The sequence below is a fragment of the Paenibacillus mucilaginosus 3016 genome (assembly GCF_000250655.1).
Taxonomy (GTDB): domain Bacteria; phylum Bacillota; class Bacilli; order Paenibacillales; family NBRC-103111; genus Paenibacillus_G; species Paenibacillus_G mucilaginosus.
The window spans coordinates 7,404,482-7,422,790 of the sequence record NC_016935.1 but is presented as its reverse complement, the minus strand read 5'-3'; the positions used below and the strand labels follow the sequence as shown (position 1 = coordinate 7,422,790).

The following is an 18,309-nucleotide window of genomic DNA, read 5'->3' as shown; positions in this document are numbered from 1 at the left end:
GCTGTGCGGCCTCCCGCCTGCGGACGCGGAAGCGGCGGGGCGCTTTTGGAGGAAAGGAAGAATCGCGCGCGATGAATCTTCGCATCAAAGTGTTCACGGCCTTCATGGCGTTCATCATCGCGCCGCTGTTCGTGCTTGGCGCCATCACCTATCTTTTGTCCCAGCACATTATCGAGCAGAATTACGCCGAACAGTCGGAATTCACGCTGAAGGCGGTAGGCCGTAACATTACCTACGTGCTTAAGGAAGCGAACTATTTCTCGGAGGACTACATGCTCCGCGACGACATCCAGCGGCTGCTCGGACAGCGGGAGTCCGTCGACCCTGTCATGCAGACCGAGTATGAACGGCTGCTGCAGCGCACGTTCCTCTCCTACACGCCGGCGTATGCCGTTACTCTGTACAGCTTTAACGGGCAGTCGTTCTCCCAGGGGCGGATCGGGTACCAGCGGGTTCCCTACACGGGCCTCGTCAAGCATCCGGTGTTCCGCGAGGTCATGGCCCTGAACGGCCCGCCGAGATGGCTCGGGCCGCATGAGGCGCCGGAGTGGACGGGCCGCGAACCGCTCTTCACCGTGGTGCGCGTCATTAACGACAAGTACACCCTCGACAACCGGGGCATTCTGCTCCAGCAGTTCCAGTTTCATGAGCTCAACCGGATTTTCAACTACTTCGGCACCTCGCACAGCATGGACCTGCGCTTCATGATCGTGAACAGCGAAGGGCTGATCATGGTCGACAACAAGGGGGAGCTCGCCGGTCAGACGCTGGACGGCCACGCTTCGGAAGGGCTGCAGCTCGGCGAAGAGTACCAGAGCCGGAAGATGGAATTCGACGGCGTGGAGAGCGTCGTATCGGTCCATCACCTCGAGCTCAAGGACTTTGGGCAGATGAACTGGAGCATCGTATCGATCACCCCATGGGCCTACTTGTCGGGCCGCACGGAGCAGGTGCTGCAGTGGATCTCGGCGATCACGGCGCTGACGCTTATCAGTGCGCTGCTCTACAATCTGTTCTTCGTGAACCGGATCATCCGCTTCATCCTGTATGTCGTCAGCTCGATGAAGAAGGTCGAGATCGGGGATCTCAGCATCCGGGTCGAGCCGGGCAGCAAGGATGAGACGAGCGTGCTGGCGCGGGGCTTCAACTCCCTCGTCGACCGGATCGAGACGCTCATCGGGGAAGTGAAGCTGGAGCAGGACCGCAAGAACCGGGCGGAGCTCATGCTGATGCAGGCGCAGATCAAGCCCCATTTTCTGTTCAATACGCTTGAGTCGATCAATGCGCTGGCGGCGCAGAACGAGGGGCGTAAGGTCAGCCGGATGGTCCAGCGGCTTGGCACGATGCTGCGGGTGAGCTTCCTGCAGAAGGAGGAGATCCCGCTGTCGCTCGAGATCGACCATGTGCGCAATTATCTGGAGATCCAGAAGTACCGCTTCGAGGATCTGTTCGACTATGAGATCGACGTACCGGCCGGGCTCGGCGGGGTGCCGATCCTGAAGCTGACCCTGCAGCCGCTGCTCGAGAACAGCATTCAGCACGGCATCGAGGAGAGGCTGCATGCGGAAGGAGAAGGCTTCAAGGGCATGCTTCGCGTCCGGGCGGAAGAGAAGGAGGATGCGGTCATCCTGTGGGTGGAAGACAACGGGACCGGCATCCGCAGCGAGGTGCTGGAACGGTTCCACGGTACGCCGGGGTCCCGGATCAGTGCCTCCGGGGACGGGGAGGAAGGAGGGGAACGCATCGGGCTCGGGATACCGAACGTAGCGGACCGTCTGCGCATCCATTACGGCAGCCGCTGCGGGATGATGATCTGCAGCATGCCGGGGCAGGGGACGCTGATCCGCTGTACGATACCAAAAGAAGCAAGCGGGTGATACGCATGAAGGTCAAAGCAATGCTGGTGGACGACGAGATTCATATCGTACGGAACTTGGAGAAAATCATTCCCTGGGAAAGCCTCGGCATTGAGATCATCGCGACCGCCGGCAACGGGGCCAAGGCGCTGGAGCTGGCCGAGGAGCTGAAGCCGGATCTCATTCTCTCGGACATCCGGATGCCGGTCATGGACGGCATCGAGCTCCTGAAGCAGCTCCGGGGGTCGGGCTACGGGGGCGAGATTCTCATGCTGACCGGCTTCCAGGAGTTCGACTATGCCCGCTCTGCGGTCAAATACGGAGCCAGGGAATATATCCTGAAGCCGATCGATTACGAAGAGCTCGAGAATATTCTCCAGAGCCTGGCGGCGGAGATCCAATCGGTGAAGCTCAGCCGGATGAAGGATATGGCGAAGTGGCGCGAGCTCTCCGAGCTGGCGTACGAGAAGATCCTGCTCGATCTGCTCATGGACTATACCTCGTTCCCGCTACACCGGCTGCAGGAGGAAGAGGACCGCGTCTGGCTCCATCAGAGGTACTGGATGCTCCTGGTCGACCTCGACGATTACTCGCAGATGATCCGGCAGGACGAGCGAGAGCGCAAGCTGGTCCACTTTGCGGTACGCAATGTGCTGCAGGAGGCGCTGCGCTCGGAGTTCGTGGAATATGCCGTGCTATTGACCCGGGAGGGGGAGTGGTGCCTGCTCATCCCGCTGCCGCAGGCGGGCCGGGAGCCGGCGGCCCCGCTCGAAGCCTGGTCCGAGGAAGTGCAGGAGGCGGTCCGGCGGTACGTGAAGCTGTCGGTGAGCGTAGGGGTCTACCCGTCGCCGGTCTCGGCCGAAGGGCTGGCGGATGCGTACAAGAAGCTGCAGCGGAGCCTGCAGCTCGCGCTGGAGAAGCAGGCGATCGTGCTGCACCGGGAGGTGCAGGAGGCGGACCCGCAGGGCCAGTCGTTCTGGAGCCTCGCCGACCGGCTGGTGGCGGGCCTCACCCAGGGTGAATCCCCCAAGGTGGATGCGGCGCTGGAGGAGCTCGGCCGGCTGCTCAAGGAGCACGGGATGCGCGCCGAGCAGATGCTGCACTTCCTGAACCTGCATCTGCTGCGGGAGATGCGGGCGATCGGGCTGCTGGATTCGCTGCAGGAGCAGCGGGTCATGGGCGAGCTCGAGCGCAGCATGAGCATCAAGGAGCTGATGGACTGCGTGCTGCTGCTCGTACGCGAGTGCATGCAGACGGGGCAGGCGCGGCGCAAGTCGCCGGAGGTGCTGATGGCCACCGCCCGCGAGTATATTCAGAAGGGGCTCTCCCGGGATCTCGGACTGGAGGAGCTCGCCCAGCACCTCGGGATCTCGAACTCCTACTTCTCCCTGCTGTTCAAGCAGCAGCACGGGGAGACCTTCCTGGAGTATGTCACGCGGGAGCGGATGGAGCTGGCGAAGAGCCTGCTGCTGACCAGCGACAAGAGCGTCACGCAGATCGGCAAGCTGGCGGGGTATGCGGAGCGGCGTTACTTTACCAAGGTATTCCATAAATATGAAGGCATGACGCCTTCGGAGTTCCGGGACCGGGGAAAGCCGGGGAACGGCGAGAGGGAGAAGGAGGAGGCTTATGATGGAGCGCAGTAAACTGAGTCTCAAGCAAAAGATCGGGCAGCTGCTCATGTGCGGATTCCCGGGGACGGAACCGACGCCGGAGATGGAGGAGCTGATCCGGGACGGCGGGATCGGCGGCATTATCTATTTCCGGCGCAACCTGGCGGAGCCGGCCCAAGCGGCCGCCTTGTCGGCGAAGCTGCAGGGCTTCGCGGCCGAAGGCAGCGGGGTGCCGCTGCTCATTGCTGTCGACCAGGAGGGCGGGATGGTCACCCGCATCGAACAGGGCGTAAGCGTCATGCCGGGGGCGATGGCGCTCGGGGCGACCGGCGACGCGGACGCCGCGTACGAAGCGGCCAAAGTAACGGCTGCCGAGCTGCTGGCGATGGGCATCAACATGAACTTCGCCCCGGTGCTCGACGTGAACAACAACCCGCTCAACCCGGTGATCGGCGTCCGCTCCTACGGCGGGGACCCCGAGCTCGTGGCGCGGCTGGGTACCGCGGCCGTGCGGGGATACCAGGAGACGGGCGTCGCCGCTACGGTCAAGCACTTCCCCGGCCACGGCGACACCTCGCAGGATTCACATCACGAGCTGCCTACGGTGCCGCATGACCGCGGGCGGCTCGACCGGCTGGAGCTGGTGCCGTTCCGCGAAGCCGTCCGGCAGGGCGTGGACGCCGTGATGACGGCCCACCTGCTCTTCCCGGCGGTGGAGCCGGAACCGCTGCCGGCTACGCTGTCGCCGCGCGTGCTGACCGGGCTCCTGCGCGAGGAGCTCGGCTACGGGGGCGTCATCGTCACCGACTGCCTCGAGATGAACGCCATCGCCGGGCATTACGGCGTGGCGGAGGGGGCTGTGCTCGCCGTGGAGGCCGGCGCGGACCTTGTGCTCGTCTCGCACCGCATCGAGCTGCAGCGGGCGGCGCTGGACGCGCTGACCGCCGCCGTGGAGAGCGGCCGCCTCAGCGAAGAGCGCATCGACCGCTCGGTCGACCGGCTGCTCGCGCTGAAGGCGCGGCGGGCAGTGCAGGCGGCCGAAGGGACGGCGCCGCTGATCGGCCGCACGCTGGCCACCCCGGCGTCGCAGGCCTTCGCCGAGCGGATCGGCGAAGCCAGCGTGACGCTCGTGGCCGGCGAGCTGCAGCCGCTGGAGCGCGGCCGGCGCGTGCTCGTCGTCTGGCCGGAGGTGCGGGTCGGCTCCGAGGTCGACGAAGTGCTCGGCCGCAAGGAGTCGCTCGGCCACTGGCTCGCCCAGATGGGCTTCGTCGTGCGCGAGGAGCGGATCGGCGTCCGGCCGACCGAAGAGGAGCGGCAGCGCGTGCTGAGGCTGGCCCGCGAGGGCGGGCAGGCCGTAGCCGTGAGCTACAACGCGGCGTTCGAGCCGGAGCAGGCGGCGCTGATCCGCGAGCTGGCGGAGCTGCCGGGCCTGCGGCTTACCGCGGCGTCCGTGCGCATCCCCTCGGACCTGGCGGTCCTGGGCCGTGTGCGGGTGTATCTCGCCTGCTATGAGAACACCCCGTTCGCGATGAAGGCGCTCGCGCGGGTACTGGGAGGTGAACTTGCGCCGGCCGGCGTGCTGCCGGCTCCGATTTTGTAGCACAAGGGCTTTCATTCCACCACACCCGAATAAACCGTGTTCCCTGCCCGCTGGTGCGGAAGCGGGAATGCGGTTTATTTGCGCTGGGGGAGCGGGCCCCCGCCTTCACCCAATTGTTGGCATTCCGGTCCACTTACCCAGTTCCCCGGCGGGCGCAGTGACATACGCTAATGTATAGACAAGTAGGCACTGCGCCGCGCGTGAGGCTGCGGATGCGGGCCCAAGGCCAATCAGAAGGGAAAGGATCGAGATGAAGAAGACCAAACATGCCGCCTCCCGGAGGCACTCAGGTATCATTGCATCCACCGTCAAAGGGCCGCAGCGGCCCCGCAGGAAAGCCCCTTCGGGATCTGCCCCGAAGCCCTCGCGTCCCCGGTATGCCGCTCCTGAGGTGGAAGGCTTCTACAGTCCGTTCGGCCCGGGATTTCCGTTCAGCTATGCGGAGCCGGCGAACTCCCGGAATCCGGCAGGCACCCGGGAGAAGGGAGCTGGAGTCAAGGAAGCGGGGGGAGAGCAGGGAGCCGCCGCCGAGCAGATGGCGGACCGTGCGCAGCCCGCTTTCGGCGGAGGGGACTGGTTCAGCCGGATCGGCGGGCTGGACGGCCTGCTCAATACGATGGGGAAGGTGCAGAAGATGTACAATATCTTCAAGCAGTTCGGGCCGATCTTCAAGCTCTTTGGCGGCTTCGGGGGTCTGGGGGGCTTCGGCGGGCTGGCGGGCGGCCTGGGCGGACCGGTGAAGACGGCCTCCGTGCGTGTGCACCCGAGGAAAAAGCCGGTCCGGCGCGGGGCCGGACCGCGGCGCCGGCCATGACGGGCTCACGGTCCCGCTCCGTAGGGAAGAGCTTCTCCTATCTGGCGCTCGGAGACTCGCTGACCGCAGGCGTCGGGGCGTTCGGCAGCGGCGGCTTCGTGCGGGCCTACGGGGGGCTTGCCGGGGAAGCGCTGAACCGTCCGGTCGAGACCGGAGTGATAGGCATCCCCGGGGCCACAACCGGGGAGCTGCGGATGCTGCTGGAGCGCAGTCCGCAGCTCCGCGGCATGGCCCGGGAGGCGCAGCTCCTGACGCTGACGGCGGGAGGCAATGACCTGATCGATGCGGCCAAAAGGTTCGCGGCCGACCGGGATACCGGCCGGCTGGCGGCGGCGCTGGAGCGGTGCCACGAAGACTATGCCGCCCTGCTGCAGGCGCTGCGGCGGCTGAAGTCCGATGGCTCCGGCCCCTATGTCGTCCGGGCGGCGCTGCTCTACAACCCCCTGCCCGGGGTGCCGGAGGCCGCCGACTGGGTGAAGCGGTGCAACCGGCTGCTCGGCAGCCTGGCGGGAGGCAGCGTGAAGTTCGCGTCCCTCTACGGGCTGTTTGAGGGGCGCGAGCGGGAGCTGCTGTCGGCGGACGGCATCCACCCGAATGCGGCAGGCTACCGCGTAATCGCCGGACAGCTGCACCGGCTGGGCTATGGGCCGCTGGCATAAGCTGCGGCTTCGGCGTGCCTCCTCCTCAGGAGTACACAAAAAAGCTGCCTCTGCGGCAGGCCCCGGGAAACGGGCGCCGCTTGAGGCAGCTTGTTCTCTTTGGGAGGAAATCGTTCCCAGCGTGACGTGCGGCCGGGATTACAGCGGAACGGTAACCATCTGCTTTTCCTTGTAGTACACCCATTCGCGGAAGCCGATCTCCTTCAGCCGGGCGGCCACCTCGTCCCAGTCGTCCCCGACCCGCTCGGGCTTATGGGCGTCAGAGCCGAAGGTAACCTTCACACCGTAATGCAGCGCGCGCTCGAGGATGGCGTCGATCGGATACCAGCCGCCGCAGTCCTTCGTCTTGCCGGAGGTGTTGATCTCGATGGCAATGCCGCACTCGCCGATCGACTGCAGCGTCTTGTCGACGGCATCGGTCTGGATCTCGGAGAACGCGGGGTAGAAGCCGCGCATGGCGTCGATGTGCCCGAGGATCTGGAACATGCCGCTGCGCGCGGACTGCTCGATGAGGCTGTAATAGAGCTCTTTTTGCTCCACCTTCTGCTTGTCCGTCAGGCCGTTCCAGCGCTTCTTGTTGAAGATGCTGACGCCGCCGGACAGATGCACCGAGCCGATGATATAGTCGAACGGATACTGGTCATACATCTTGCGGTACACTTCCGCATGCTCGGGGAAGAAGTCGGATTCCACGCCGAGCAGCACGTCGATCCGACCGGCATACTCCGCCTTGAGCTTCAGCACTTCCTCGATATAACGGGCGAATTCGCTCTTCGCCATGGCAATGCCCGGCTGCTCCCGGTCTTTCTTGCTCGCAAAGTAAGGGGAATGGTCCGAGATGCCGATGACCTGCAGGCCGTTCCGGATTCCGGCTTCGACATAGTCGCGGATCGTGCCGATGGCATGACCGCAGCGTTCATGATGGGTATGCAAATCGAATTTCATGATCTTCTCCTCACTCCGAACCTATGAATTGAATTTCCTGCATGCCTTTGAGATCGAGCAAAAACTGGTGCAGCGCCGAGCTCAGATAACGGCCCGACTTGTAGACCACGCCGACGGGATGGGAAATCTCAAGCTCGTTGACCTTGATCATCTTGAGCGTGCCGAGACGCAGCTCGCTCTGGATGGACAGCTTGGAGATGATGGCGGCGCCGAGATTGAGCTCGACCATGCGCTTCACTTCCTCGCTGGACGACAGCTCCATGACCACCTGCGGGGTGATGTAGAGCTGCTTCAGGATCTGGTCGACGAAGCGCCGGCCGGCGGTCTCCGGCGACAGCATGATCAGGGGCAGATCGTGCAGCCGCTCGATCGGCACATGGCTGTATTTGGCCAAGGGATGGTCAGGCGACACAACAAGCTCGAACGTGTCGTAATACAGGACCGAGCTCTCCAGCGCGGGATGCTTGTCGAACAGGTAGGTGATCCCGAGGTCGATCGTACCGTTCTCGACGCTCTGCATGATCTGCGAGGTCGTCATGGAGTGGATCGTGGTCTTGATGAGCGGGAACTGGTTCTGGAAGTAGGACAGGACCCGCGGCAGAATCTGAATGGCGATGGACGTCGTGGTGCCCAGGTCGATATGGCCCTGTGGCGTCTGGTTGAGGTCGGCAAGCCGCTGCTTGAGATCCTCCACCGTCTGCAGGATCAGCTCCGCATGCTCCAGGAAGACCTGGCCGCTGTCGGTCAGCGTAACGGGCTGGTTGCGGTCGATCAGGGTCGTCTTGAACTCGTCCTCGAGACTCTTGATCTGAGCGGATACGGCAGGCTGGGTCAGGTTCAGCAGCTCGCCCGCTTTGCGGAAGCTCATGGTTTTGGAGATCGTTATTAGGGTTTCCAATTGATTGAGATTCACGTCGTTCCTCCTCTCCCAAGGCATGAACGTGCACGCTGACAACGTATTCATAAATAAGGGAATTTTATCGGCTATGTATTTAATATAAATACAATTTGTCGCACAAACCCATTATAAGATACTTCTCGCTATTGGGCAAACTAGGAACTAACCCAAGTTAGGCAGGCTGGAGGCAGGAAAGCCTACTTGCAGTATACTCAAATTTGAGTATACTAGACAAGTGGCGCACCCGGTTAAGGGCTGTACATCCTGACGGCCGGGCGGCCCCGCATCACATAATTGGTCATTTTTACATAGGAGTGATTTCTGTTGTCCCCATCTGTCACCACCCCCTCTCCGAGGAAATCCAACATTCCGTGGACCGTGGCCGGCCTCATGCTGGGTCTGCTGCTCGCCTCGCTGGACCAGACGATCGTGTCCACGGCGATGCCGACGATCGTGGGCCTGCTCGGCGGGCTGGAGTACTACGTCTGGGTGTTCTCGGCGTATCTGATTGCGAATGTCGTGTCGATGCCGATCTTCGGCAAGCTCGGCGACATGTACGGCCGCAAGCTGTTCTTCCTGATCGGGCTCGTCGTGTTCATGGCGGGCTCCGCCTTATGCGGCACTTCGTCGACGATGACCGAGCTGATCATCTACCGGGCGGTGCAGGGGATCGGCGGCGGCGCGCTCATGCCGATCACCTTCGCGATCGTCTTCGACATCTTCCCGCCGGAGAAGCGGGGGAAGATGCAGGGGCTCTTCGGCGCCGTATTCGGCATCTCAAGCGTCCTCGGCCCGCTGGCCGGAGCTTATTTTACGGACCATGTCGATTGGACCTGGATCTTCTACATCAATCTGCCGCTCGGGGTCATCTCCCTGATCCTCATCTGGCTGTTCTACCATCCGGTGCTGCCGAGCAATCCGAACCAGAAGATCGACTGGCTGGGAACGATGGTCTTCGCCGTCTCCGTTCTCTCCCTCATGTTCGGATTGGAGCTCGGAGGCAAGGAGTATGATTGGCTGTCGCCGCAGATTCTGGGTCTGTTCGCGGTCGCTGTCATCTTCTTCCTGCTCTTCTTGTATGCCGAGCGGCGGGCATCGGCACCGATCATCCCGCTGGACCTGTTCGGCAACCGGGTGTTCACGGCGAGCATGGGAGCGAGCTTTTTCTACGGGGCGATCATGATGGCGGGAGCCACCTATATTCCGCTGTTCGTGCAGGGCGTGTTCCAGGGCTCGGCGACCAGTGCGGGCCTCGTGCTTACCCCGATGATGCTCGGGGTTGTCGCGAGCAGCGCCATCGGCGGCCGGTTCATCACCCGTCTGCCTTACCGCAATATCATGATGGGCTCGGCCGTTCTCCTGCTGCTGGCTACGATCCTGCTCAGCATGATCACCGTAGATACGCCGCGGTGGCTCATTACCATCTACATGGTTCTGATGGGGCTAGGCATCGGCACCGGGTTCCCGGTGACCTCGGTGTCCTCGATCCACGGCGTGCCGTTCCATTACCGCGGCATCGTTACGTCGCTCGTGTCCTTCTTCCGCTCGATCGGCTCAGCCGTCGGTCTGACGGTACTCGGCAGCCTGCAGGCTTCGGCCTTGCAGAAGCGGCTGGCGGAATCCATGCCGGATGCGGCCGGGCAGGCCCCGGTCGATCCGCAGGTGCTGCTCTCGCCCGAATTCCAGGCCCAGGTGCCGAAGCCGGTCCTCGAGAAGCTGATTGCGGGCATGGCCGATTCCATCGCCTATGTGTTCCAGATCTCGATCATCATGGCGGCGATCGCGATTATCTTCATCCTGCTGATGGGGCGCGCGAAGCTGGAGATTCCGGCCGGCGGCGCGGCGGGCCCCGGAGGGAGTGGAGACCGGCCGTCTCCCCAAGGACACTAAGGGGGAGAGCCGATGTCGATGAAGCTCGTCATTCTGGGTCTGCTCATGGAGGGGGACAGCCATCCCTACGAGATGCGCCAGAAGATGAAGGAGAGAGCCATGCTCAACTACATCAAGATGCAGGAAGGCTCCCTCTACTACGCGATAGATACGCTTCATAAATCGGGCCACGTGGAAGCGGCGGAGATCGTAAGCGAGGCCGGCCGCCCGGACCGGACGGTATACCGGATCACCGAAGCGGGAAGGGAGCTGTTCCGGGGGCTGCTTCTGGAGCAGTTCGAGGACCCGAAGGCCGTCTTCCACCCGATGTATGCGGCTCTGATGTTCGCACGCCATGGGGACCAGGAGCGGATTGCCGGGATCCTCGAAGCCAAAACGGAGGAGCAGCGCTCTATCGTGAGGCATCTGCAGGAGATCTACGAGGAGCATATCCCGGAGGTATCCCGGGGGGTGCTCCATATCATGAAAGGCCGCCTCGAGCATGCCGAGACGGAGCTCCGCTGGATGGAACGTCTGCTGGCCGACTGCAGAGCCGGAAGGCTCGGCGAGCGGGGGACGCCGCTGGAGTAAGGGCCTGCCGGCTTTTCCCGGGAAATGGCTGCAGAGAAAGAAGAAGCAGAGACAGTCCGCATGGACCGCCTCTGCTTCTTTTGGTGCTGCGATGCCGGACTGATTGTGGACAGGAGTTCGGTATTCAGACGGGTTGGGACAGGGCCTTGGAATGGCCAATGCCCTGCGCACTACTCCGCCGCTGCTTCTTCCGGTTCCTTGGAGCGGCCGGAGACGGTGACCCGGCCAAGCAGCGGGGTGAGCAGCGCCCCGAACAGCACGAAGGCCAGCCCGGTCCAGAACACCGCGTGCAGGGAGGCGACCAGCGAAGCTTTGATCACGGGGACCAGGCTTCCCAGCAGGGCCTGCGGAATCTGGGCCAGGGATTCGGGGCTGAGCAGGGCGGAATAGAGGCTCTGCGGGTTCGTATGCACCATATGGGTGATGGATTCCTCCAGCCCGTCCGCCTCCGCAGGCAGATCATGCAGCAGGGGCAGCAGGTTCGCGGACAGCAGCGCGTCCGACCGGCTGTTCATGACCACCCCGAGGAGCGTCATCCCGAAGGTGCCGCCGATCTGCCGGAAGAACGTGCTCGAAGAAGTAACGACGCCCAGCTCCGACTTCGGGAAGTGCTCCTGAAGCGTCAGGGTCAAGAGCGGCATGACGAGCCCCATGCCGAGACCGATGACGAGCATGATGCCGCTGGCATACAGCTTCGTGGTCTCCATGCCGAGGGTGGTCAGCAGGAGAAAGCCGCAGGCCATGATGATCATGCCCGCCGTCATCTGCGGCCGGACGCCGATCTTGAGCACCAGCTGGCCGCCGGCAATGCTGGCCAGGATCATCGTGACCATCATCGGGGTCATGACGGTGCCCGAGGCGGAGGCGCTGATGCCGACGATTCCCCGCATGAACAGGGGGACGAACATGATGGCGCCGAACATCCCGATGCTCATCAGAAAACCGATCGCGTTGACGACCGAGAAGATCCGGTCCCGGAACAGCCGGACGGGCAGGATCGGCTCGGAAGCCGTCGATTCGATCCGCACGAAGGCGGTCAGCGCGGCGAAGGAGAGCGCGAACAGGCCGATGATCTGCCAGGAGCCCCAAGGGTACTGCCCGCCTCCGAAGCTGAGAGCCAGAAGGAGGGAGACGACGCCCACAATCATGGTGGCCATACCGGCAATATCGAACTTGACCGGACCGGCGGCCTTATGGCTTTTGAGCCCCAGGGCGATCAGGACGGTGGCCAGAATCCCGACCGGCAGGTTGATGTAGAAGACCCAGTGCCAGTTCCAGGCATCGACGATCCAGCCGCCGACCTGCGGGCCGATGACGGAGGCGAGTCCGAAGATCGCGCCGAACACGCCCTGCCACTTCGCACGCTGCTTGCCGGTGAAGATGTCGCCGACAATGATCATGGCCATCGGCATCATGACCCCGCCCCCGATCCCCTGCAGCGCCCGGAACCAGATGAGCTGCGTCATATTCTGGGCCATGCCGCAGAGCGCAGAGCCGAGCATGAAGATCAGGAGGCCGGTGACGTACACGGATTTGCGGCCGAGCAGGTCGGCGAGCTTGCCGGCGATCGGAACGACCGTCGTCGAGCTGAGCATGTAGGCGGTGGTCAGCCACGTCATCAGGCTGAGGCCGCCGAGCTCTCCGACGATGCGGGGCATGGCCGTGCCGACGATCGTGCCCTCAAGAGCCGAGAACAGCATCGCGATGAGCAGGCCGGCAATGAGCAGCCAGGAGCCGCCCGGTGCGCCGGAGGAGCCGGAACCGTCTCCGCTCTCGTCACGGTCCCCGGCGGCAGAGTTATTTTCGGAATGGATATCGTCCTCTTCCGGCCGTCCGAGGAGCGGTTTTTTCAAGGATTTGGATTGAGCCACGCGGGCAACCTCCCATAGGTAATCTCTCCCTTAGAATGACCAGGGGAGAGGCGGTTATCCGGTGGTAAATCCTGTGGAACCCTGCTTCCTTCCAGCAGCGGGATCAGCTCAGCCGGCTTGCGGCATAGGCTTTCATGGCGTCCCGCCAATAGTCGGCGAGGCGGGGATGGAACGCATCATACAGCTTGCGGAAATCCGGGTGGTCCGTATAGAGGTCGCCGAGTCCGGCGTACATCTCGCGGGAAGGGGTATAGAAGCGGGAGACGACGCCGAAGTGGTCCTCCACCACCCCCTGGGCTTCCGGGCTGTCCGGAGTCAGGCCGCTCTCCAGTACGGAGGTCATCCGCCGGTTCAGTTCGGCGTATTCCCCGTTCACCCGGTCGTAGTCCTCTTTCGTCCATGTTTTCATCCGCTCCCGGCTTTCCTCGATATGCTTCTCCGCCTGCTTCCCGTACCTTTGAATAATCTCTCGTTCGTACTGCTTCTGCTTGCTTTGGTCGAAGCCTTCGTACAGCTCATCCCGGTTCATGGTCCGTTCTCCTTTCAGTCTGCCGATCGTCTGATCGATCGTGTTCATTAATGTGCGGAGGCGTTCGGCCCGAAGCGCGAGCAGGCGTTTGTGCTCCTCCAGCGCCCCGATCCGGTCGAACGAATCGCTGCCCAGCAGGCTGCGGATGTCCTCCAGCGGGAAGTCGAGCTCCCGGAAGAACAGGATCTGCTGCAGCCGGAGCAGCTCTTCCTCCCCGTAGCAGCGGTAGCCGTTTGTTTCGTCCCGCTGCGGGGTCAGCAGGCCGATCTCATCATAATAGTGCAGGGTCCGCACGCTGACGCCGGAGGCCTTCGCCACTTCTTTGACCGTGTGCTTCATGCGTCTCGCCTCCTTATTCATCACAATAAGCTATCACGCAGCGTGAGGGTCAACAGGGAAAGCAGCTGTTTTTTTGTAACCAGCAGCCTGTAACCGGACTTCTTCATTGGCTTCATCTTACTATAATGGCGGCCGGGCGGGCGAACGCGGATTTGTATATCTTGGTAATCGGGCGGCGCTTTGCTATGATGAGAGAACGAACATACATTCCAGATCGAGAGTGGGAGGCGGGAGACTTGCAGGCTGGTGAAGAAAATGGGGGCGGTGGGCTGCACCCGGTGCTGTCCTCCTGGTTCCATTCGCGTTTCGGCCGGGGGACGGACGTGCAGCTGCAGGCCTTCCCTCCGCTGCAGGAGGGAAGACATGTGCTGATCGCGGCACCGACAGGTTCGGGCAAGACGCTGGCGGCACTGCTGCCCTGCCTCGACCGGATCGTGAAGGACAAGGAGGCGGAGGGGAAGGCGGCGCCCAAGGTCCGCCTGCTCTATATCACGCCGCTGAAGGCGCTGAACAATGACATCCACCATCATGTGATGGGCTACATTCCGGAGCTTGCGGCGGAGGCCGGGCGGCTTGGCCTCCCCTGGCCCGGACTGAGTGCGGCCGTACGCACCGGAGACACGACACAGCGGGAGCGGGCGGCGATGCTGCGGCAGCCGCCGGATGTGCTCGTGACGACGCCGGAGTCGCTGTACATCCTGCTCACCTCGGCGAAGGGCAAGGCGATGCTGAAGGACGTCCGGCATCTCATCGTAGATGAGATCCATGATCTCGCGGGCGGCGACCGGGGCCTGCATCTCTCCGTTACCCTGGAGCGGCTGACGGCGCTCTGCGGAAGAACGCCGCAGCGGATCGGCGTGTCCGCGACGCAGAATCCGATCGGGCGGGTAGCCCAGTACCTCGGCGGCTGGGAGAGCGCTGGGGAAGGCACAGGGGAAGGGGCTTGCCGCCCGAGGCCCGTGCAGATCATCGAGAGCCGGATGGATAAGGTCTTCCGCCTCTCCGTGACGATGCCGGAGCAGGCGCCGGTGACGCAGGACCGGCAGGAGGCCCTGTGGGCGCCGCTCACCGAGCGGATCCTGAAGCTGATGGAAGGTGCCCGGTCCGTGCTTGTCTTCACGAACAACCGGCGCCTCTGCGAGCGGCTGACCCTGCGGCTCAACGACCATGTCGGCTACGAGATGGCCCGCTCGCACCACGGCAGCGTCTCACGCGAGCAGCGCCTCGAGGTGGAGCGGGCGCTCAAAGCGGGCGAGCTGCGCTGCCTGGTTGCGACCTCGTCGCTCGAGCTCGGCATCGATGTGGGGCACATCGATCTCGTGCTGCAGATCGACTCGCCGAAGAGCGCCGCATCGGGCATCCAGCGCATCGGCCGGGCCGGCCACGGGGTGGGCGACGAGAGCCGGGGGATCATCGTGGCCCGCAGCCGCAGCCTGCTGGCGGAATGTGCAGTGCTGGCCGCCAAGGTGATCCGGCGCGAGATCGAAGAGATCCGCATTCCCCGAAGGGCGCTCGGCGTGCTGTGCCAGCAGGTCACCGCCATGGTGGCCGGCGGGGTCTGGACCGTGGACGAAGTCTTCGCCGTGCTGCAGGGCAGCGACTCGTATCACGATCTGCCGAGGGAGCGGTTCGAGTCGGTGCTCGAGGTGCTCTCCGGCTACTATCCGTTCGTGAAGCCGCTGCTCGACTGGAACCGGGAGAGCGGGGAGCTCACCCCCCGCAGCGTTACGGCGATGGCGGCGATCATGGGAGCGGGCACGATTCCTCAGGGCTCCGCTTATCCCGTGCACCACGCGGATTCCCGGATTCATATCGGCGAGCTCGACGAAGAGTATATCCATGAGAGCCGGGTGGGCGATGTGTTCCAGCTGGGGACCTCCTCCTGGAAAATCCAGCGGATCGCCGGAGACCGCGTCTATGTGACGGAGGCCGGGGAATCCTTCAGCGAGATTCCCTTCTGGCGGGGCGAGGGGCAGGGGCGCTCCCTGGAGCTGTCGCTGTCGATCGGCTCCTTCCTGGAGGAGCTCGAACAGCGACTGGACGGCGGGAAAGAGACCGATACCGGGACGGTGGATTGGCTGGGGGCTGCCTATGCCCTGGATGCGAGAAGCGCCGGGGAGCTGATCGGCCTCGTCAAGTCACAGAAGGCCGTCTCCGTGCTGCCGACCCACCGCCGCATCGTAGCCGAACGGTTCCAGGATGAGATGAAGCAGCATCATCTTATTATCCACAGCCCCTTCGGGCGCAGGCTGAACCGGACGTGGCAGCTGGCCCTCCAGCAGCTGTTCGAAAGCCGGCTGCCTTACCGGCTTCACGCCCATTCGCGGGACAACGGCATCCAGTTCGTATGGCCGGATGTGGGCGGAGCGGCAATGGAGGCTGTGCTTCCCCTGGTGCAGAGCGTCACCTCAGGGAATATCCTGGACATGCTGCGTCAGGCGGTGCCCGGCTCGCCCCTGTTCGGCTCGGTCTTCCGCCGGCTGGCGGAGACGTCGCTGCTCCTGCCGCGGAGCTTCAAGCGGATGCCGGCGTGGAAGAAGCGGATGCGCAGCGAATCGCTGCTCCGGGAGGCGCTGCCCTATGCGGAGCGGTTTCCCTTCGTTTCCGAAGCGATGCGGATCTGCCTCGAGGAGGAACTGGATGCCGAGGGCCTGCAGCGCGTGCTGCAGGATATCGAAGAAGGGCGTACAGCCTGGGAAGTCTGCGAGAATGCGTTCCCGTCGCCTTTTGCCGCTGCTTTCCTGGCGGATTTCGCGGGTGCGCAGATCTATGAATCCGACACCTTGTCGCGGGATCTCCAGCTGCAGCTGCTGGGGCTCGACCGGACGCTTGCGGGCACGCTGTTCGGGGAGGGCGCCGTGGAGGCGCTGCTGGCGGAGGAGGGCCCCGGCGGGTCCGCGCCGGCAGATGGGTTCGACGCGGAAGAACCCGGCGAGCTGCTTCGCTACCTGAAGCGGCGTGGCGACCGGAGCGCCCGCGAGATCACAGCCGATACCGGCGGCGCCGGGGAGGCCGGCGTGGCGTCGGCCCTCGCCTCGCTGGAGGCGCAGGGCCGGGCGGCCCAAGTCCGCCTCGCCGGCGAGCAGCGCTGGATCGCGGCTGAGGAGGCGCAGACGTACTCGCGCCTCGCGGACGACCCGCTGGCGCTGCGGTTCGTGCTTGCCCGCTGCGTCGACGGCAGCGCCGAGCCGTTCACCGTGCGCGGCCTGGCCGCCCGCTACGGCGTCAAGCCGGCGGCCGCCGAGGAGGCGGTGTCCGCCTGGGCGGAGGAGGGGCGGATCGAGCCCGCCCCGGGAGCTGCGGCGGACGGGGAGCCGGCCGCGTGGGTCTCGCGCGAGGCGCAGTCCCGCCGCATCCGGCAGGCGGTGCAGGCGATGCGCAGCCGGGCCGAGCCGGCCGCCGGGGAGCGGTATCTCGCCCGGCTGCTGGAGCTGCAGCATGTGCGCCCGGACTGCCGCCTGAGCGGCGAGGAAGGGCTGCGAGAGGTGATCGGGCGCCTGCAGGGCTGCTTCCTGCCCCTCTCCGATTGGGAGGGGACGGTGTTCCCCCTGCGGCTGACCGATTACCGCAAGGAGTACCTCGACGGGCTGTGCGCCGCCGGCGAGGTGATCTGGATCGGCCGCCGGGAGCCGAAGCAGAAGGAGGGGCGGGTGGCCTTCTTCCTGGCGGAGGCGGAAGAGCTGTACGGTCCGCTGCTGGCCGCCCGGCCGCCGGCAGCGGAAGCGTCTCCGCTGCTTGAGGTGCTGCGGCGCCGGGGCGCTTCCTTCGTCACCGCGCTGGCCCGGGAGACCGACCGGCTGCCGTCGGAGGTGACGGACGAGCTCATCGCCCTGGCGTGGGAAGGGCTCGTGTCGAGCGACCAGTTCGCTCCGCTGCGGCAGCATGGCAGCGGGGGGACCGGCCGGCAGCCGCCAAGGCCAAGCCGCTGCGGACAGCCGGGCGTCTCCCGCCGCCGCCGGGGCGCTGGTACGCGCTGGAAGCGCCGGGTGAGCCGGACCTGCGCGCCTCCCTGGCGGCCTGGGTCAAAGGGCTGCTGGCCGGCTGGGGCCTGCTCACCCGGGACCTGGTGAAAGCGCAGCTGCCGTGGAGCTGGGATGCCGTGTACGCCACCCTGCGCCAGCTGGAGAGCTGGGGGATGCTCACGCGCGGCCTCTGGGTGCAGGACATTCCGGCCATGCAGTATGCGGCTGCCGATACGGTCGAGAGCCTGCGCAGGCCGGCTTCGGGTCCGGATGCCGGGCACGGGGTGATTCTGCTGCCGGCCGCCGATCCGGCGAACCCGTTCGGGCTGACCGTCCGCTGGCCCGCCGTGAAGGGCATTACCTTCGCCCGCAAGAGCGGCTGCGACCTGCTGCTCTACGGCGGGCGGTGGCTGGTCTGGAGCGAGGGCGGCGGCCGCCGGATCCATACGCTGCCCCGGGAGGACGGCTTCGTCCCCGGGGAGGAGGAGTTCGGAGCCGTGGTGAGAGGGCTGGCGGCGGCTTACCTCCGCCGGCCCGGCGTGCGCAAGCTCGTCATGGAGACGTGGGACGGCGTGCCGATCGGGGAGCATCCGGCGGCCGTGCCGCTCCGGGCGCTGGGAGCGGAGACCGACCGGGCTGCCCTCGTCGTGTGGCCGAGCATGGTGCGGTAACTGGGCATGGAAGGGCCGGAGGGAGGCTTTGGATCCGGCAGCCCCCGTACGTTTCACGTTATACGCCAATCTCATCTACAGCTTGATTGTAA

General features: G+C 64.6%; 13 protein-coding genes. 9 read left to right on the top strand and 4 right to left on the bottom strand.

Annotated features, from left to right (window positions below):
• Positions 1–71 precede the first annotated feature (71 nt).
• From PM3016_RS30725 to PM3016_RS30705, 5 genes are all read left to right on the top strand, one after another.
• Entirely contained in the window at positions 72–1,877 is a 1,806-nt protein-coding gene (locus tag PM3016_RS30725; protein WP_014372091.1) for a cache domain-containing sensor histidine kinase, read from the top strand.
• A 5-nt stretch (positions 1,878–1,882) separates the two neighbouring features.
• Positions 1,883–3,502: a response regulator gene (locus PM3016_RS30720; protein ID WP_014652607.1), complete on the top strand. Its 1,620-nt coding sequence runs from the start codon at positions 1,883–1,885 to the stop codon at positions 3,500–3,502.
• Positions 3,489–5,069, top strand: coding sequence for a beta-N-acetylhexosaminidase (nagZ, locus tag PM3016_RS30715; RefSeq protein WP_016362966.1), 1,581 nt, complete (start codon positions 3,489–3,491; stop codon positions 5,067–5,069). Before PM3016_RS30720 ends, nagZ begins: the two co-directional genes overlap by 14 nt.
• A 250-nt stretch (positions 5,070–5,319) precedes the next feature.
• Positions 5,320–5,883, top strand: a complete 564-nt coding sequence (locus tag PM3016_RS30710) for a hypothetical protein (protein ID WP_013920315.1) — start codon at positions 5,320–5,322, stop codon at positions 5,881–5,883.
• Positions 5,880–6,542 carry a GDSL-type esterase/lipase family protein gene (locus PM3016_RS30705; RefSeq protein ID WP_014372088.1) on the top strand — a complete coding sequence of 221 codons (663 nt, stop codon included), beginning with the start codon at positions 5,880–5,882 and terminating at the stop codon, positions 6,540–6,542. The genes PM3016_RS30710 and PM3016_RS30705 overlap by 4 nt, the downstream gene beginning before the upstream one ends.
• 138 nt (positions 6,543–6,680) lie before the next feature.
• Here the strand turns inward: PM3016_RS30705 and PM3016_RS30700 are convergent, their stop codons facing one another.
• Both PM3016_RS30700 and PM3016_RS30695 read right to left on the bottom strand, forming a co-directional pair.
• A complete protein-coding gene (locus tag PM3016_RS30700) occupies positions 6,681–7,487 on the bottom strand; it encodes a histidinol-phosphatase (protein WP_014372087.1) in 807 nt (268 codons plus the stop codon).
• 10 nt (positions 7,488–7,497) lie between these two features.
• The gene (locus PM3016_RS30695) at positions 7,498–8,400 is read right to left on the bottom strand and encodes a LysR family transcriptional regulator (RefSeq protein ID WP_013920312.1); all 903 of its coding nucleotides are present in this window, start codon (positions 8,398–8,400) and stop codon (positions 7,498–7,500) included.
• A gap of 309 nt (positions 8,401–8,709) precedes the next feature.
• On the opposite strand from PM3016_RS30695, the gene PM3016_RS30690 reads away from it, so the two are divergent.
• Together PM3016_RS30690 and PM3016_RS30685 are read left to right on the top strand one after the other, a co-directional pair.
• On the top strand, positions 8,710–10,275 hold the full coding sequence (locus PM3016_RS30690; protein ID WP_014372086.1) for an MDR family MFS transporter: 1,566 nt from the start codon (positions 8,710–8,712) through the stop codon (positions 10,273–10,275).
• 12 nt (positions 10,276–10,287) lie between these two features.
• A complete protein-coding gene (locus PM3016_RS30685; RefSeq protein WP_014372085.1) occupies positions 10,288–10,845 on the top strand; it encodes a PadR family transcriptional regulator in 558 nt (185 codons plus the stop codon).
• A gap of 170 nt (positions 10,846–11,015) precedes the next feature.
• On the opposite strand, the gene PM3016_RS30680 is transcribed toward PM3016_RS30685, so the two are convergent.
• Positions 11,016–12,572, bottom strand: a complete 1,557-nt coding sequence (locus tag PM3016_RS30680) for an MDR family MFS transporter (RefSeq protein ID WP_274380033.1) — start codon at positions 12,570–12,572, stop codon at positions 11,016–11,018.
• A gap of 247 nt (positions 12,573–12,819) precedes the next feature.
• Positions 12,820–13,584 carry a MerR family transcriptional regulator gene (locus PM3016_RS30675; RefSeq protein ID WP_014372083.1) on the bottom strand — a complete coding sequence of 255 codons (765 nt, stop codon included), beginning with the start codon at positions 13,582–13,584 and terminating at the stop codon, positions 12,820–12,822.
• 236 nt (positions 13,585–13,820) lie between these two features.
• Between PM3016_RS30675 and PM3016_RS30670 the strand changes: the two genes are divergently transcribed.
• The gene (locus tag PM3016_RS30670; RefSeq protein WP_238540365.1) at positions 13,821–17,654 is read left to right on the top strand and encodes a DEAD/DEAH box helicase; all 3,834 of its coding nucleotides are present in this window, start codon (positions 13,821–13,823) and stop codon (positions 17,652–17,654) included.
• Positions 17,558–18,217: an Lhr family helicase gene (locus PM3016_RS40460; protein ID WP_420798980.1), complete on the top strand. Its 660-nt coding sequence runs from the start codon at positions 17,558–17,560 to the stop codon at positions 18,215–18,217. Before PM3016_RS30670 ends, PM3016_RS40460 begins: the two co-directional genes overlap by 97 nt.
• Positions 18,218–18,309: the final 92 nt, after the last annotated feature.

What these genes read in the sequence shown, in the direction of transcription:
- PM3016_RS30705 (WP_014372088.1), top strand. Translation starts at nt 5,880, where the DNA reads ATGACGGGCTCACGGTCCCGCTCCGTAGGGAAGAGCTTCTCCTATCTG.
- nagZ (WP_016362966.1), top strand. Translation starts at nt 3,489, where the DNA reads ATGGAGCGCAGTAAACTGAGTCTCAAGCAAAAGATCGGGCAGCTGCTC.
- PM3016_RS30720 (WP_014652607.1), top strand. Translation starts at nt 1,883, where the DNA reads ATGAAGGTCAAAGCAATGCTGGTGGACGACGAGATTCATATCGTACGG.
- PM3016_RS30710 (WP_013920315.1), top strand. Translation starts at nt 5,320, where the DNA reads ATGAAGAAGACCAAACATGCCGCCTCCCGGAGGCACTCAGGTATCATT.
- PM3016_RS30675 (WP_014372083.1), bottom strand. Translation starts at nt 13,584, where the DNA reads ATGAAGCACACGGTCAAAGAAGTGGCGAAGGCCTCCGGCGTCAGCGTG.
- PM3016_RS30725 (WP_014372091.1), top strand. Translation starts at nt 72, where the DNA reads ATGAATCTTCGCATCAAAGTGTTCACGGCCTTCATGGCGTTCATCATC.
- PM3016_RS30685 (WP_014372085.1), top strand. Translation starts at nt 10,288, where the DNA reads ATGTCGATGAAGCTCGTCATTCTGGGTCTGCTCATGGAGGGGGACAGC.
- PM3016_RS30700 (WP_014372087.1), bottom strand. Translation starts at nt 7,487, where the DNA reads ATGAAATTCGATTTGCATACCCATCATGAACGCTGCGGTCATGCCATC.